Source organism: Acinetobacter sp. YH01010 (genome assembly GCF_013420775.1).
Classification (GTDB): domain Bacteria; phylum Pseudomonadota; class Gammaproteobacteria; order Pseudomonadales; family Moraxellaceae; genus Acinetobacter; species Acinetobacter amyesii.
On record NZ_VOYF01000001.1, the window covers coordinates 55,483 to 70,246 of the forward strand.

A 14,764-nucleotide genomic window follows, 5' to 3' on the forward strand; every position below is an offset into this window, starting at 1 on the left:
CAAGCTCACCTATCCAGCGAATTAGGTTTTGAACAAGCTGTTATTTGCAATCCACAACTGCATGCCCAAACAGCTGTGCATTCTAAGCCAAGCAATCGTTTATTTTGCGCACAGCTTCTCTATGCACATAGGATATATTTTAATCCAACTGCCAAAAACCTAATTTTTAAAATACGTTATATTTACTTACATTAAGTTTAGCTTTTTATAAAACAGCAAGTTAAATGAGTTTATACCGTTTACAAGCCGATAATCTGTTTATTTATCCATCAAAATTTCATATTTTAAATAAAAGTTTTCCATTTCCCCTTTAAAAAATATTTTGACACCCCTATTTAATATTGTAATGATTGATAAGGAGTTCGCTCGTGAAAAAAGTGGTTAAAGCAAAAAATTTAGTTGCCTTCCGTCTTTGGTTAGAAAAGTTAGGATATTCTGTTCGTACACTGGCAGATAATCGTGGATTTACATTCAGTTTTAAAAAAGAATATGGTCTAGTGACTGTAGATTTGTCTGGTAATGCTTTGGCCATGCAGCTCGGTGAAGAGTTTGAAGATCATTTAAAGGCATAATCTTCTCTATAATTTATTCGAACGATTTGAAATAAATGATTTAATTCGATTGATTCGAATCCGCATTTCAAAATTTGCCCGTATATGCGGGCTTTTTTTCACCTTTGTTTTACTGACACATTTTTAAGGAGTGAAATTTCTGACAATAAAAAAGCAAGATTAGACATCTTGCTGTATCTCTTCGTTCATCATTCTTTCATTAGATTTTTTTATTAGAATAGTCTTCAAAAAAGATCATGTTTAAGACACTGATTTTTTCGAATTTCAAAAACAAAAAAAGCAAGGTATAAAACCTTGCTTAATCTAATGGTGGGGACGGAGAGACTCGAACTCTCACACCTCGCGGCGCTGGAACCTAAATCCAGTGCGTCTACCAATTTCGCCACGTCCCCAACTCGGGTGCTGACAATGTCAGACTTTAATTTGTTTTAAAAACCTGTTTATTTGGCAACTTAATAAATTAAGTGGTGGGGACGGAGAGACTCGAACTCTCACACCTCGCGGCGCTGGAACCTAAATCCAGTGCGTCTACCAATTTCGCCACGTCCCCAACAGGGTTGCTGACAATGTCAGACTTTTTAAAACTTGGCAGAGGATCAAGGATTCGAACCTTGACGAACGGTTTTGGAGACCGTCATGCTACCATTACACCAATCCTCTGTGACATTCACTACTAAACTCATGTTTAGTAATTCAGTGGTGGGGACGGAGAGACTCGAACTCTCACACCTCGCGGCGCTGGAACCTAAATCCAGTGCGTCTACCAATTTCGCCACGTCCCCGATGGCTGTGTATATTATAGAGATCACCCCTACATGACAAGCCTTTTTTATAAAAAAGCATCTTGTTTGTTTAAATAAAAAACAATAGTGCTTTTTTTGTATTTTTCTTAAGCAAATTCAGCAACTAAGTCGCTTTTTAAGCGATAAAAATCCACCAATCTGTCATTTTTTTGCTTCATCAACATGTGTTGCAATAGCTGACTAAACCCTTGATATTGCATTGGCAGATCAAGCTTTAAGCGTTGGCAATGTAAATAGGCCCAATCTTGATAGTTTTTCGCCTCTAAACGCTGTGATGTCAGCCATTCCAAGAAAATAATCCCCAGCGCATAGATATCACTGTGCAAAGATTTTGCTTGTCCATGGAAAAGTTCTGGAGCCATATAACGTGGTGTCGCAGTTAAGGCATTTTGCTGGTCAACAGCCAACGGGAGCGCTTGCTCAAAGTCGATGAGTCTGCACTGCCCTTGCCAATTCACAAAATGCTCTTGTTTTAAATCTGCATGTATCCAACCGTGCAAGCTTAATCGTTCAACCACATCGATTGCTTGCCATAGCACTTGCCTCACCTGCTCAATGCTCAAATTCGATACAGGCTGTAAGAACCAAGGCTCAGCATTGGGCAGTATTAATAAGTGATCAATAGGCTCTTGCTGAATACTGAGATGCTTCTCTTTTATCACTTGAAAAGGTAACGTGATGCTGTTTTGTCTAGACGCTTGACTGAATAGTTTATACAGCTCAATTTCATGACCAAAACTAGCTGCATGTTCAAGGCTGCTGTTACTGACTTGCGCCTTGAGCCAATAAAGTTGTTGATTGAATTGAAATTGATATAGACGACGGCCAAAAACCAAACTTTTGGATTTGGTTTTTGGCTCATAAATGATTTGCGTTAAATCTGTGGATTTAAACCGCAATAAATTCTGCATGGCGTTGATTGGGTGCATTTTGATAATTTAATAATTCCAAACAATGCTGAATGGTCTTACCGATGCGGGCTTGCGTTTCGATTAATGAAATTTTCGGCCATGTGGCTCTTTCACCTTCACGCTGCAAGACCTTAAACAGATAAGGTCGCGGATTTTGCAACATATAACTATAGTGTCTTAAGCCATATTTCCCAACAATATTGACATCACCATAATAACGCTGATCCACCACACCATAACCATGATCAAGCAAACGTCTTACCGGTGGAATACTTCCTGCACGCTCACGGGCAAAATCCATCACCCCTTTACTAATCACCTTGCCTTGACGACGAACGATCCGCTCAGGCCAACTCAACATGCTTTTACGAAAACGTGAAGCATCATCCTGCATAAATGGCACAATATGCGGATTGACCTGACTGGCGATACTATAATTAATATTATATAGACGCGCCATTTTCTCCTGTGGGAAATCACTGCGCACACTACCATCCACCCAACGTGTAGCCGACATATATGGCGTAAATTGCCCGTCATAACGCTTACTGGTCAGTCGTACCGGTGGAAATAGAATAGGCACTGCACAAGATGCCAACACCGCACTCCATACCAACAAATCGGGTGAGGTATACGCATTCATAATTCTTGCATCTTGTGATGCATCATAAGGCGCAACTGCCACATTGATATGTAGACCTGATTGCTTATATGCTTCGGCAAAAGTTAAGTCACCTAAGTTTTCAACCAAAAACTTTTTCAGATATTTTACATCTGCCAAACCGCCATTACCCTGCACTAACTCAGTCAATTTACGAAAGTGAAATGCCTCACTAAAGAAGTTTTGTCCGTTTAATAAATTGGTAAATTCTGACGGTTTAGATACACCCAACATCCCGGTCATAATGGCGCCAGCACTGGAACCAGACAGAACTTTTGGCATTAAATCTTGTTCCATCAGTGCTTTACACACACCGGTATGAAACAAACCTAAAGTTGAACCGCCTGAAAACATCAAAACAGGTTGACCATACGCTTTTTGGCTTTGTTCAAAAAATTCAATTTTTTGTGCGGCATTGAGACAAACGCATTCTTCGGATGCGATAAAAGCCAAACTTTGACTCACCTCATCAACATAGTCTTCAATAATTTTTTTGGTGCCGACGTAGGCTACTGTAAACAGCAAGGGATGGGCAATATTGCCCACATCATAAGTTAAACCTTCACTTAAAATATACATCAAATCTCGAGTACGTTTCTGAGCTCGATATCGTCTCAGCAACCCTAAACGATGAGTAATAATTTCTGCATCAAAATACGGTGAACTATTATCGAGTTTCCATTCTTGCGCACCCGATTCTTCATCTATTTTAAGTGCGATATCTTTCCATTCTTCATAACATTCAGCACGGTCGAGCTGACGCTTTAATTTTTTTATCCGATATGCCTGATGTGGATTAATACTTTTTGAAAACTCTGTAAACAACATGACTATCCCTCAGCACATTTTAAACTGTTCACTCGGCTAGATTTATAACAACTTTTTGGTTGTTCGAATAGCGCAGATCTGCCAGAACAATCATTTAACTTTGACATATTTCAGCAATTATAACTGCATTATTGATGTACACTGCTGTCATATACTAACCAACAACAAGACACGACAAGCTGACTTATCATGGCTACAATTGATTTACCTGACAACATCCTTCAATCGCTATCTACTGTACTCTTACAACTACAGCACAGTTTGCCTGAGCTTAAACAAGCACCCGATTTTTCGAGTATCGCGTTTAAATGGCAAGATAAACAGCTTAAAGCCATTCAACAGCCCAAAGTCATGTATTTAGAAGATTTAAAAGGAATTGAACGTCAAAAAGAAAAAGTGATTCAAAACACTTTACAGTTTTTAAAAGGCTTACCTGCCAATGATGTTTTACTCACTGGCTCTCGTGGTACAGGTAAATCATCCATCGTCCGTGCTCTGCTCACCCATTATGCAGACCAAGGTTTACGTTTAATTGAAATTGAGCGTGATGATTTATCTGATTTGCCAGAAATTCAAAAGTTAATTGAAAATCGTCCTGAAAAATTTATCGTATATTGTGATGATTTGGCATTCAATGCTGAAGATGAAAACTATCGCAGTTTAAAAAGTGTTTTAGATGGTTCATTACAGTCAGGTTCAAGTAATTTTATAATTTATGCTACGAGCAACCGTCGTCATTTATTACCTGAATTCATGCATGAAAATACACCTGTAACTAAGGTAGATGTTCCTCAATATACTGAGCTCCATCCACAAGAAGCGATCGAAGAAAAAATATCCCTTTCTGACCGTTTTGGGCTTTGGCTCTCGTTCTACCCAATGGATCAAAATTTATATCTCGAAATTGTGGAACACTATCTTGCCAAGGCTGATTTAGCCATGACCAGCGAAGTTCGTGCTGAAGCCTTAAGATGGTGTCAGTCTCGTGGGCAGCGTTCAGGCCGTGCTGCTTATCAGTTTTCAAAGCATTGGATTGGGTCTGAAAATCTAAAGGCTTTGGAAAAATAACGTCTACAATATTTTTATGATCTGAAAATATAAGTTCTGCAAAGCAAGTCAGACAATTTCAGCTAAAAGCAGCCACATCCTCGTTGGCTGCTTTTAAATGCTAATAAACTCTTGATTGAACCAATTGCTTGAAAATCATTAAGAACACACCACTTATGGCGCTAAATTGAGTTGACCAATCACATATAAGGTATTGCAATCAATCACACTTTTCTCCGCATCAAGGTATTTTTGCTCCAAGATCCCATCCGTTTCTGTAAAACCATAATCATCATCATTTATAATTGCCAAATGCTGTTCATCAATCACCCTCAAGCCTTCAACTTTATCGTGTGGATAATGTAAAGTTTCGACTAAATCGACAACTAAGCTCTTTGCCACAGGCAAAATATTTAACTTTTTGAGTGCTTCCCAACCATCATTAAGCAGATATTGTTCAAGTGTTTGCCCATCAATGAGCAATCCTAAAGATTCATTTTGCTGAAAATGATCACTTAGTTGAACTTTTTCTAGGTTTGTCGCCGCATCGAGATATATTTTATAGATTCGTTTAAAAGCGTTTGAATTATCTTTATAAAAATCATCATCACGTTCAGCTACTAAAAAGCATGTCTCACTCAGCGCAACAATAGCTGTATTTGAGTTTGACCTAAGTTCTTGCCGATATAAATATTGTGCAATTGACCCATCGTCTAAATTGACCACCACAATACGAACCAAGTCTGACGTTGTGACTGATGAATCTGGATTACTCATCGTCGACTGCATGATGCCGACCAATTTTTTTTGATCTGGTGTAATCGTCAAACCTTCCATCCCTCGATTTTGCTTACGATTGGCAAATGCATTTGGAAGAAAATAACCCGACTTGCAACGCTCATCTTATTTGTATGCATTAATACGGTCTATTTCCACGCCTTCGCTATTAAAATGAACGAGATGAGGCCCATATTCATCACTCACCCAAAATGTGCCATCTTTTAATGCAACCAAACCCTCAGAATCTAAGCCATATTCATCTGTGCCAATTGCTAAAACCACACCATTTTGATCATAAGCCACTTCTTTTGTTGCACCGAAATGCTGATTTGGCAAACCTGTTATAGGTCTCCCAGTTGGATCTTTGAGTAATATTTCTTTCAATTTTTTAATCGATCCATCGAGCTGCAATTCAAAAAGTCTGATTTTTGGCGTATAGCTTGGATCTAAGAATATCTTGCCTTTATCTCCATTCACATCATAGGTTGTATTCGGACCTCGATCCGTAAGAGCATAAAATTGATATTTTTGAGTGGGATGTGAGAAAATTTCCGACCCAAAACCTCCACAATGAATTTCAATAAAATGGTCTTGTTTTGCCCCATCTGGAATATTGTGGATATCCAAAGTTTCATAGGGTAAAGAAACACCTTTATAAAATTTCTTTAGGTCAATATGACTTTGATTTGGTTTTGATTGATCCAAAGCTTCATTATTTTTTGTCATTATTTCACATGGCTCTAATTATTTATTGAGCCATCATATCCACAATAATGATCTAAAACCACAATCTCTTTTTTGAAACACACAATAAAAAAGAGGCTAATTTAGCCTCCTTTTTAAACGATTTTTACGCTTCGTTTGGATTAGTCAACTCAGTCATCGGCCAACGCGGTGTAGTTGTAACAGACAAACCATCATGCTGACCCGCTTTAAGACGCTGATAACCTGCAAACGCAATCATTGCACCATTATCTGTACACAGTGCAGGTTCTGCATAAAACACATTTGCACGGATTTTTGCCAAGTCAGCTTCTAAGCGCTCACGTAAACGCTTGTTTGCACTTACACCACCGGCAATAACTAAACGTTTTAAACCAGTTTGTTTTAAGGCTTTGACTGATTTTTTCACCAATGTATCAACCAACGCTTCTTGGAATGATGCAGCGATATCCGCCTCACGACCTTCGCCTTCAACTTTTTTCAATTGAACTGAAACGGCAGTTTTTAAACCACTAAATGAAAAATCTAAACCTTGGTGTAGCATTGGACGTGGAAATTCAAAGGCATTGATGTCGCCATTGATCGCCAATTTCGAAATATTTGGACCACCTGGGTATGGTAGACCCATCATTTTAGCGACTTTATCGAATGCCTCACCTGCTGCATCATCAATCGACTCACCCAATAATTCATATTGACCAATTCCATAAGCAGCCATCAATTGAGTATGTCCGCCAGAGACTAAAAGTGCCACAAATGGAAATTCTGGTGGAGTTTTAGACAACAAAGGCGCCAACATATGACCTTCCATATGATGTACACCAATTGCAGGTTTATTCAGTGCAAATGCCAACGTACGACCAAACAATGCGCCTGTCATTAATGCACCCATCAAGCCCGGCCCGCGAGTATATGCAATTGCATCAATTTCTGATTTATCAACTTTACTTTCTTCAAGCAATTGTTTTAATAACGGAATTAACTTACGCACATGGTCACGTGAAGCTAATTCAGGTACCACACCACCATATTCTGCATGCAGTTTGATTTGGCTATACAATACTTGTCCGCGTAATCCTTGCTCACTATCGTAGAGTGCGAGTCCTGTTTCATCACACGAAGTTTCCAAGCCTAAAACGATCATTAAACTGCCTTTTGCCCATTTCAAAATATTGCGAAACCTATTATAGACTTGTGATATGAGATGTAAATGAGTAAAATACTGACCTTCACTTGTGATCAAGGGTAATTCGACCCGAGATCTTATCCATAACTTAATGAGGATTCTTCATGCCACAAGTTAAATTGAAAGAAGGCGAACCAGTAGACGTAGCTATCCGTCGTTTCAAACGTTCATGCGAAAAAGCGGGTGTTCTTGCTGACGTTCGTAAACGTGAATTCTACGAAAAACCAACTCAAGAACGTAAACGTAAAAAAGCTGCTGCTGTTAAACGCTACCAAAAGAAATTGGCTCGCGAATCAGTACGTACTACTCGCCTTTACTAAGATTAATTTGTGATTGATTGACTAACCTGGACAAGATAAATGACTACTTTAAAAAACCAAATAACTGAAGTTTTAAAAGCCGCTATGCGTGCTAAAGAAATGGACAAGTTAACGGTAATACGTAGTCTACAGGCAGCAATCAAGCAAATCGAAGTCGATGAGCGCATAGAGCTTGACGATAAGCAAGTTCTTGCGGTCATTGAAAAGCAAATCAAACAACGCAAAGAATCGGTTAAAGCCTTTTTAGGTGCAAATCGAGATGATTTAGCTAGTAAGGAACAAGCCGAGATTGAGGTGTTATCTCAATTTCTACCAGAAGCTATGACTGAGGAAGAACTTGATTCCATCATTGCGCAAACAATTACTGCGCAAGAAGCTACTAGCATGAAAGATATGGGTAAGGTGATGAACTCTCTACGTCCGCTCATAGCCGGACGTGCCGATCCTGCACAAGTTTCAGCTAAAATTAAAGCGAAACTCTCTTAATCTTTCATCTATATTGTTTGATTTGGTCTATTTAAGTACGCTGATGACTTAAATAGCCAAATTATCCAAATTCAAAAAAATTCAAATCCACACATCATTTATTTTTTCTTTATCATCTAACGATTTCATACTTACAAATATCTCGCCAACTTCCATCTACTGGATTTTGAATTGCCGCTTCATCGATTTCAATCAATTTAAAATTTGCTCGTTCACATAGACGTCGTGCTTGCTTGTTTTCTACATCTACAAAAGCGTTTAATTGCTGAAATCCTAGATCATTCAATAATTGATCCATAAATAACTGCAAAGCTTCTGTCATCAAACCCTGCCCTTTAAATTCAACATTTCCCCAAAACCCAACGTTAGCTTGGTTTTCCATCCAATTGATTTGATGAATATCCATGACACCTAGAAAGTTATGCGACTGTTGCTCACGAATCACATAAACAAAATTTTCCTGATTTAACGCAGCCAACACTCTCGAATCACAAAATGCCAATGAAGCATCTAAATTAGGTTCTTGTAAGGACCAAGCCAAACTTGCAGGAAACATTCGTAAGGTCTCTATACTTTGACAGATCGCTTCATAAAGTGCTTTTGCATCGTGACGCTGAATCAACTGAAGCGTGATTCTGCCATGACTTATATCAAAATCATCGAGTTTCATTTTTTTCAGTTTCTCGCAATGATTTAAAATGTTTGTAAAACCAATTTTAATTTAGGGCACACTGCACATTATATTTTTTTAATAATTGCATCTCTTTTGATGCGATCACCTGCTGAATCACATCCTGCTTATTCATATTACGGTACTCACGATCTAAAAATGCACGATTTTCGTCTGCAGCACGATAAAGATCATTCACATAAGTCTGAACAATACCGCAGTATTTCACTTGCTGGTCTGCTTTAAATCCCTGTTGCTGCGGGTCTAACTGACTAAAAAATTGGCGTACATCAGTTTTATATTTTTCGTTAATATCATTCACAGCAATCACATATTGTTCTGCGCTAGCTGCTGCAATATTCGTTGCTAAGCCCAACAGACAGGCCGCCAAAATCATATTTTTCATTTGTAAGTTCTTAATCATAAACTTTTTACATCCAGCTAGTTTACACTGATTAATCTAAGCCACTAAAACTACAATTTGCACTTTATAATCGACATAGATAAGTGCATCACAGTTGAAATCTTTATATTTTTAATTTCCGTTCATTTTGCATTTCGTCTACACGCTGCTTGATTTTTGCAGAAAGACTTTTCGAGTCTTTGGTGATGCGCTGCGCCTGTAGCAAAGATTTAATCGCACGTTCTTCATCCCCGCCCCAATACTCTACTTCAGCTCGATAGCGCAGCACATTAATAGAACGGAAGCTTGCGTCTTTGTCTGCATCAGCCATTTGCAACATCAGTCGCCAACCACTCAAGTCACGTGGGTTCGCTTGTAAAAATCGCTGTAGAATCAGTTGTGCTTGCGCATATTCTTTGTTTCGAATCAAAGCCTCTGCATATTTATAATTTAATGCACGATTTTCAGGCATGATGATTGCCGAACTTTTCACAGCGTTCACGGCATCGGCTGCTTTATTTTGGCCCAACAGCACATCGGTCTGCAAAATAGTAAAAAGTGCATGCGATGCATTTTGTTTTGCTGCTTCATTTAATAACTTTTGAGCAGCACTAAAGTCACCTTGTTTAATATGCAAGCTCACCAAAGCCAACTCAGCTGCATAATTCTTTTGTGCCACCATTGTATTTAATTGCAATTCAGTTGCCTGACCTGAGAGTACTCGACTATACCAGCGCAGAATTTCAAAATCTTGATCAACCAAACTAGTTTTAACTTGAGGCAACTGATTGGCACGTAAGCGCGCCTCGCTCATACGTTCCGTGGTTAAAGGATGTGTCAACCAAAAATCAGGCAGAAAGCTCACTCGACTCGTAGAGCGATGCATCACTTCAAAAAAGTCAGCCATGCTTTGCGGATTGTATCCTGCACGGTACATATACTGCATCCCGATGCGGTCTGCTTCACGTTCTTGATTGCGGCTATAGGTTAGCTGTTTATCCATCAAAGCGGCTTGTGAACCCATCATTACAGCCGCACCGACATCACCATCTGCCTGTGAGGCCACCAAGGCTCCGACCAAAATACCGGCTAGTGACAATAAACCTTGCCCTTTAAAAGCTTCTTGTGAACGACTGTAATGACGTTGTGAGACATGTGCAATTTCATGCGCCATCACCCCTGCCACTTCATCCATGTTGCGAGCTGAATTAATTAATCCAGCATTTAATGCAAATAAACCTCCCGGCACAGCAAAAGCGTTAATTTGTGGATCATTAATTAATAACAAACCGACCGGTTGGTTGAGTTGGGTTTGGCTCAAAATATGCGTAAAGACAGATAAAAGACGATCTTCCATCCACGGATTTTCAGTCACAGGAAGTTGACGATGCACCTCACGATACACCTTCTCGCCAATGGCACGCTCTTTTTGTTGATCCAACAAGCCGACGCCACTACCTATTTCAGGCACAGAAAATTGTGGGGATGAACTAAAATCTACGGACTGCGTCTGCGCCAATGTCGAACAAAGCCCGAGACCACATGCCAGTAAAATCTTTTTCAAAGTCTATTCTCTAAATTTCATATTCGTACTTCATCGAATATAGCATTGAATTTTGGTGAATTATGGAGAAAACTGTTGTGATTGTTTATTCAAATTTTGGATTGACCACATAGCGCGGCGCGCGCTCATGTACCAAAACATCCACTAAATTTTGATAAGCCAACTCTGCCATACGTTTACGGGTTGCCGCTGTTGCTGAACCCACATGGGGCAATGTCACGACATTGGCTAATGTAAATAAAGGGGATTCTTGAAGTGGCTCTTGCTCATACACATCTAAGCCTGCTGCAAATATTTGACCACGACTTAATGCATCGATTAATGCGGCTTCATCAATCACTGAACCCCGTGAAATATTGACCAATACCGCATGTGATTGCATCAAGGCCAACTCACGCTCACCAATTAAAGCTTTCGATTCTGCATTTAAATCCACTGCAACGACCACAAAGTCAGCACGTTGCAACAAATCATCCAAATCGCAATATTGCGCTGATAAAGATTCAGCCAATTCAATTTTTTCCCGGCGATTATGATAGAGCACATTCATATTAAAGCCGTAGCGAGCACGACGCCCAATCGCTGCTCCAATATGTCCTAAGCCAATAATTCCGATGGTTTTAGCAAAGACATCCATGCCAAATTGCTCAGGGCCCACTGTACGCTTCCACTGCCCTTGTTTGGTCCATTGATCCAATACAGGCACTTTCCGTGCTGCACTCATCAGCAAGGTAAAGGCTAAATCTGCTGTAGTTTCCGTCAATACATGCGGAGTATGGCTCAACCATATATTTTTTTGGTTTAAAAATGTAAGATCATAGTTATCATAACCGACACTTACACTTGAGATGACTTTTAATTGTGATGCATGCTCTAAATTCGAAGCATTCAACAAACGTCCCGCACCGATCATGGCGTCAGCATCTTTTGAATGCTCAAGAATTTGCTGATTCACATCACCCAATTTAGGGCTAATTTGGAAAACTTTAAATTGCTGTTCTAAACGTTGAATTATTTCTTGATCTATTTGACTAAAAACCACTACTTTTTTTTGCATAAATTTTCCATTTACGTAATTTAAGTATTTTGTCCTGCCTTATTTTGCATAAATTGCCATAAGCGTTTTTTCAATAAAGGCTGTTCAATCATTTGCTGTAAAGATGCCAATGGATACACCTTCGCATGCTCTAAATGCGGAATATCGCCTAAGCAAATAACATTTTTATCCAAGCTCATCGCATCAATAAAGCCCTGCACATAAGATGCTGCACCACGACCATCTTCCAAATTCACCCAACCAAATGGCCACTGTAAAGCAAAGAAATCGGCACTGACTGCGCGCTGAATATTGCTCCACAAAACTTGCTGCTCTGCAGTTAATTCGGTGGCATCAATGACAATGACACAGTGCATTAAACAGATGGCTTCTAAGTTAAACGAAGGGATTTGAACAATCGGACGAACTTCAACATGTTCAAAAACCTTTGGTTCATCCTTAGGTGCTTCTACAGGTTGATTTACAACAACATCAACGTTGTTTTTAAGCTCAGTCTGTGATGAAACAGGCGTTGGCTGAGGCTCATTTTTGAGTAGAATTTCAGAGACTATTTCAGGAGCCGCCTGATCTCGCCAGATATTTGAGCTAAATTGCTGACACGGTGCCGCCTGAGGAATCCATACATCAATTCCCATTGCCGCCATTATGCTTCGCTGATGCCCAATCATGCTTTCATTTTCACCTATTCAAGGCTTGATATTCTAACGGGATTCACTCTGTTTTGCTGAACTTTTATAAATCAATTAGATCATACTATTTCTTTAAAGATTCTTTAGAATTGCTCAGACTAATTTTGACTTAAAATTAAACAATTTATTCATAAATCAAGCCGCTATAAATAATTATACGATCATCAAACTATTTTTCTTTTGCATTAGTTCAACTATCTCAGCTGATTCAAATCCAATACGCCAATATAATAGTTGCAAAACATCCAACTCATCTTGCGTGATAATTCGATCATTCCATAAACATATTTCAGCAACCCCAAGAATGCTTAACCGCTCACGCAGCAGCAGCCCAGAAATATCATTTAGGATTTCAGCCAAATCAATTGGCTCATCAGATATATCGCGATAGAACTCAAGTTCTTCTTTCGTTAAGATTCGATTGAGGATTTTTTCACGCACTTCGAGTTGGTTGTCACTGTTAATTTGTTGCACATGCAACAAGGCATCAATCAAACGCACAATACTCGGTTTTACATCTTCTAAAGACGTAGGTGTATGTGCAGGCAACAGATTCAACTCATATTTCACTGTTTCAAGTAGTAAGGCGTCGAGTAATCCAATTTCACCATCTTCTTGAATAATCTTGGCAAGCTTGGTTAAGAACTGCCGTGAAATTGTTGCAGGCATAGTGCCAATATTTTTACATGCCTCATGAAAAATGGAGATATGCACACGACCATCAAGATTCAATAATGCATCTACAATCGCACGACTCACTTCAGCTTCAGTCGGAATAAACTCTCGATACTGACGAATCATTAAAATAGCAACCATCACCTCACGCGAACCCGTTGCTGTTTGCAAGGCACGTTGGATCAATTCAGGCCGCTGCCAATTTTCACGAATCTCAGGGTTCAACGGTTTAATTGCATCTCGTATCGCAAAACTAATCGGTGACAAGCGCAGTAAAGGTAATGGTTGTGGCGAGTTCCATGGTGTTGCAACATCTGGACTAGCTTCTTCTAGTGAACGGAATAAATAAAATAGCGGCTGGTTTCGCAGTTTTTTTAAATTTTCTAGTTGCAGGTCATGAATGAGCGCCGGATTTAATTCAAAAATACGCTGTTCAATACTTGGGTGAATATTCATCCAGTTTTGCGGACTGAGTGAGTTTGCAAAACACATATGAGAAATCGATTCCGCATATTCACTATGAATTTGCGAACCTGAATGATGCACATAAATCCTTAATAAGGTTTGAATATTAGCATCATTTTGAATCAGACGTTTGGTTTTCTGGTCATTACGATAGGTTCGAGAACCCAAAGAGATATATTTAATAAAGCGGGAAATCAAAACACCTAAGCTTCCGATCAACCAAATGACCGCGCCAATCGCTACAAAGAGGGTTTCAAACTTATTGTCCCGTGCTTGTCCATTTTTATAGAAGCCACGTTTTGCAATTTTACTGCCCCACTGACTAAAGGTCGTCAACCCGCTATATAAGATTTTCAAACGGGTATTTTCTGCAGCTTCGCCCGACAAGATTTTATTAAATTCATGGCTCAGCAAACCATACATTTCCATCTCATCTAAGGTTTGTAAGGCACCCCAAGTTAAAATGATCGATGTATCTCGAGGGCTAAAACCAGCGGTGAGCGCATTCACGCCCACTTCATCAGGTAGGACATAAAGTGCGGGAGTATCGATTAGAAAGGTATCTGCCAGCTGCTCAGTCATACGCAGTGCAACACTTTCTTCTGGAATACTTTCTATCAGACTCAGACGACGCGCACCTAACTGTTTGGCAAGTGAATAACCACCTAAGCGAAAGGTGTAAAAATCATAGAGAACTGAAACCAACATAATCAGCAGCACAGCCGCCACTAAAAATGGGCTAAGGACATGCCAATAGATAGACTGAGTGGAATCATAATAATCCACAATTAAACCGACAATTACATTAATAATTGCGACGGTCAAAAACACTGCCGCCATACACATGGTGACAGGCCAAAACATATTTTTGTTTTTTATAAAATCATAACCCACACGTCTCAATGTAATACCCTTAAGCTACAT

13 protein-coding genes, 4 tRNA genes and 1 pseudogene are annotated in these 14,764 nt (G+C 39.4%); 4 read left to right on the forward strand and 14 right to left on the reverse strand.

The features are described from left to right. The first annotated feature begins 368 nt into the window (after positions 1–368). Positions 369–572 carry a hypothetical protein gene (locus tag FTT77_RS00315; RefSeq protein ID WP_078188846.1) on the forward strand — a complete coding sequence of 68 codons (204 nt, stop codon included), beginning with the start codon at positions 369–371 and terminating at the stop codon, positions 570–572. A 307-nt stretch (positions 573–879) separates the two neighbouring features. Here FTT77_RS00315 and FTT77_RS00320 read toward each other — a convergent pair. The 6 genes from FTT77_RS00320 to FTT77_RS00345 all read right to left on the reverse strand — a co-directional run bounded on the left by FTT77_RS00320 (position 880) and on the right by FTT77_RS00345 (position 3,775). After that, positions 880–964, reverse strand: a tRNA-Leu gene (locus FTT77_RS00320). A gap of 73 nt (positions 965–1,037) precedes the next feature. Next, positions 1,038–1,122: transfer RNA gene (locus FTT77_RS00325), tRNA-Leu, on the reverse strand. Positions 1,123–1,158: 36 nt separating this feature from the next. Then, positions 1,159–1,232 (reverse strand) — tRNA-Trp (locus FTT77_RS00330). Between the two features lie 37 nt (positions 1,233–1,269). After that, positions 1,270–1,354 (reverse strand) — tRNA-Leu (locus FTT77_RS00335). 107 nt (positions 1,355–1,461) lie between these two features. Further along, positions 1,462–2,274, reverse strand: a complete 813-nt coding sequence (locus FTT77_RS00340; protein WP_257234515.1) for a protein kinase — start codon at positions 2,272–2,274, stop codon at positions 1,462–1,464. Continuing rightward, positions 2,264–3,775: a DUF3336 domain-containing protein gene (locus tag FTT77_RS00345; protein ID WP_180049395.1), complete on the reverse strand. Its 1,512-nt coding sequence runs from the start codon at positions 3,773–3,775 to the stop codon at positions 2,264–2,266. The genes FTT77_RS00340 and FTT77_RS00345 overlap by 11 nt, the downstream gene beginning before the upstream one ends. Before the next feature lie 189 nt (positions 3,776–3,964). Between FTT77_RS00345 and FTT77_RS00350 the strand changes: the two genes are divergently transcribed. Beyond that, on the forward strand, positions 3,965–4,843 hold the full coding sequence (locus FTT77_RS00350) for an ATP-binding protein (protein WP_180007302.1): 879 nt from the start codon (positions 3,965–3,967) through the stop codon (positions 4,841–4,843). 153 nt (positions 4,844–4,996) lie between these two features. On the opposite strand, the pseudogene FTT77_RS00355 reads toward FTT77_RS00350, so the two are convergent. Together FTT77_RS00355 and tsaD are read right to left on the reverse strand one after the other, a co-directional pair. Beyond that, positions 4,997–6,328 (reverse strand): annotated as a pseudogene (locus FTT77_RS00355) (esterase-like activity of phytase family protein). 124 nt (positions 6,329–6,452) lie between these two features. After that, entirely contained in the window at positions 6,453–7,469 is a 1,017-nt protein-coding gene (tsaD, locus tag FTT77_RS00360) for a tRNA (adenosine(37)-N6)-threonylcarbamoyltransferase complex transferase subunit TsaD (RefSeq protein WP_180108786.1), read from the reverse strand. Between the two features lie 146 nt (positions 7,470–7,615). Here tsaD and rpsU point away from each other — a divergent pair, with 146 nt between their 5' ends. Next, positions 7,616–7,831: a 30S ribosomal protein S21 gene (gene rpsU / locus FTT77_RS00365; protein ID WP_001136722.1), complete on the forward strand. Its 216-nt coding sequence runs from the start codon at positions 7,616–7,618 to the stop codon at positions 7,829–7,831. Positions 7,832–7,870: 39 nt separating this feature from the next. Further along, a complete protein-coding gene (locus tag FTT77_RS00370) occupies positions 7,871–8,317 on the forward strand; it encodes a GatB/YqeY domain-containing protein (RefSeq protein ID WP_078193617.1) in 447 nt (148 codons plus the stop codon). Positions 8,318–8,429: 112 nt separating this feature from the next. Here the strand turns inward: FTT77_RS00370 and FTT77_RS00375 are convergent, their stop codons facing one another. The 6 genes from FTT77_RS00375 to FTT77_RS00400 all read right to left on the reverse strand — a co-directional run bounded on the left by FTT77_RS00375 (position 8,430) and on the right by FTT77_RS00400 (position 14,743). Then, positions 8,430–8,987, reverse strand: coding sequence for a GNAT family N-acetyltransferase (locus FTT77_RS00375; protein ID WP_180108730.1), 558 nt, complete (start codon positions 8,985–8,987; stop codon positions 8,430–8,432). A 46-nt stretch (positions 8,988–9,033) separates the two neighbouring features. Beyond that, complete coding sequence (locus FTT77_RS00380) at positions 9,034–9,393, reverse strand: hypothetical protein (RefSeq protein ID WP_111885700.1); 360 nt, start codon at positions 9,391–9,393, stop codon at positions 9,034–9,036. Positions 9,394–9,514: 121 nt separating this feature from the next. Next, the gene (locus FTT77_RS00385) at positions 9,515–10,954 is read right to left on the reverse strand and encodes a M48 family metalloprotease (RefSeq protein ID WP_180074025.1); all 1,440 of its coding nucleotides are present in this window, start codon (positions 10,952–10,954) and stop codon (positions 9,515–9,517) included. Positions 10,955–11,039: 85 nt separating this feature from the next. Continuing rightward, a complete protein-coding gene (locus tag FTT77_RS00390; RefSeq protein WP_180010335.1) occupies positions 11,040–12,011 on the reverse strand; it encodes a D-glycerate dehydrogenase in 972 nt (323 codons plus the stop codon). Between the two features lie 20 nt (positions 12,012–12,031). After that, positions 12,032–12,679 carry a hypothetical protein gene (locus tag FTT77_RS00395; RefSeq protein WP_180108731.1) on the reverse strand — a complete coding sequence of 216 codons (648 nt, stop codon included), beginning with the start codon at positions 12,677–12,679 and terminating at the stop codon, positions 12,032–12,034. A 174-nt stretch (positions 12,680–12,853) separates the two neighbouring features. Next, positions 12,854–14,743: a M48 family metalloprotease gene (locus FTT77_RS00400; RefSeq protein WP_180007308.1), complete on the reverse strand. Its 1,890-nt coding sequence runs from the start codon at positions 14,741–14,743 to the stop codon at positions 12,854–12,856. Positions 14,744–14,764: the final 21 nt, after the last annotated feature.

Coding starts and splice junctions, on each gene's coding strand:
- FTT77_RS00375 (WP_180108730.1), bottom strand. CDS start 8,987: ATGAAACTCGATGATTTTGATATAAGTCATGGCAGAATCACGCTTCAG.
- FTT77_RS00380 (WP_111885700.1), bottom strand. CDS start 9,393: ATGAAAAATATGATTTTGGCGGCCTGTCTGTTGGGCTTAGCAACGAAT.
- tsaD (WP_180108786.1), bottom strand. CDS start 7,469: ATGATCGTTTTAGGCTTGGAAACTTCGTGTGATGAAACAGGACTCGCA.
- rpsU (WP_001136722.1), top strand. CDS start 7,616: ATGCCACAAGTTAAATTGAAAGAAGGCGAACCAGTAGACGTAGCTATC.
- FTT77_RS00350 (WP_180007302.1), top strand. CDS start 3,965: ATGGCTACAATTGATTTACCTGACAACATCCTTCAATCGCTATCTACT.
- FTT77_RS00390 (WP_180010335.1), bottom strand. CDS start 12,011: ATGCAAAAAAAAGTAGTGGTTTTTAGTCAAATAGATCAAGAAATAATT.
- FTT77_RS00395 (WP_180108731.1), bottom strand. CDS start 12,679: ATGATTGGGCATCAGCGAAGCATAATGGCGGCAATGGGAATTGATGTA.
- FTT77_RS00345 (WP_180049395.1), bottom strand. CDS start 3,775: ATGTTGTTTACAGAGTTTTCAAAAAGTATTAATCCACATCAGGCATAT.
- FTT77_RS00370 (WP_078193617.1), top strand. CDS start 7,871: ATGACTACTTTAAAAAACCAAATAACTGAAGTTTTAAAAGCCGCTATG.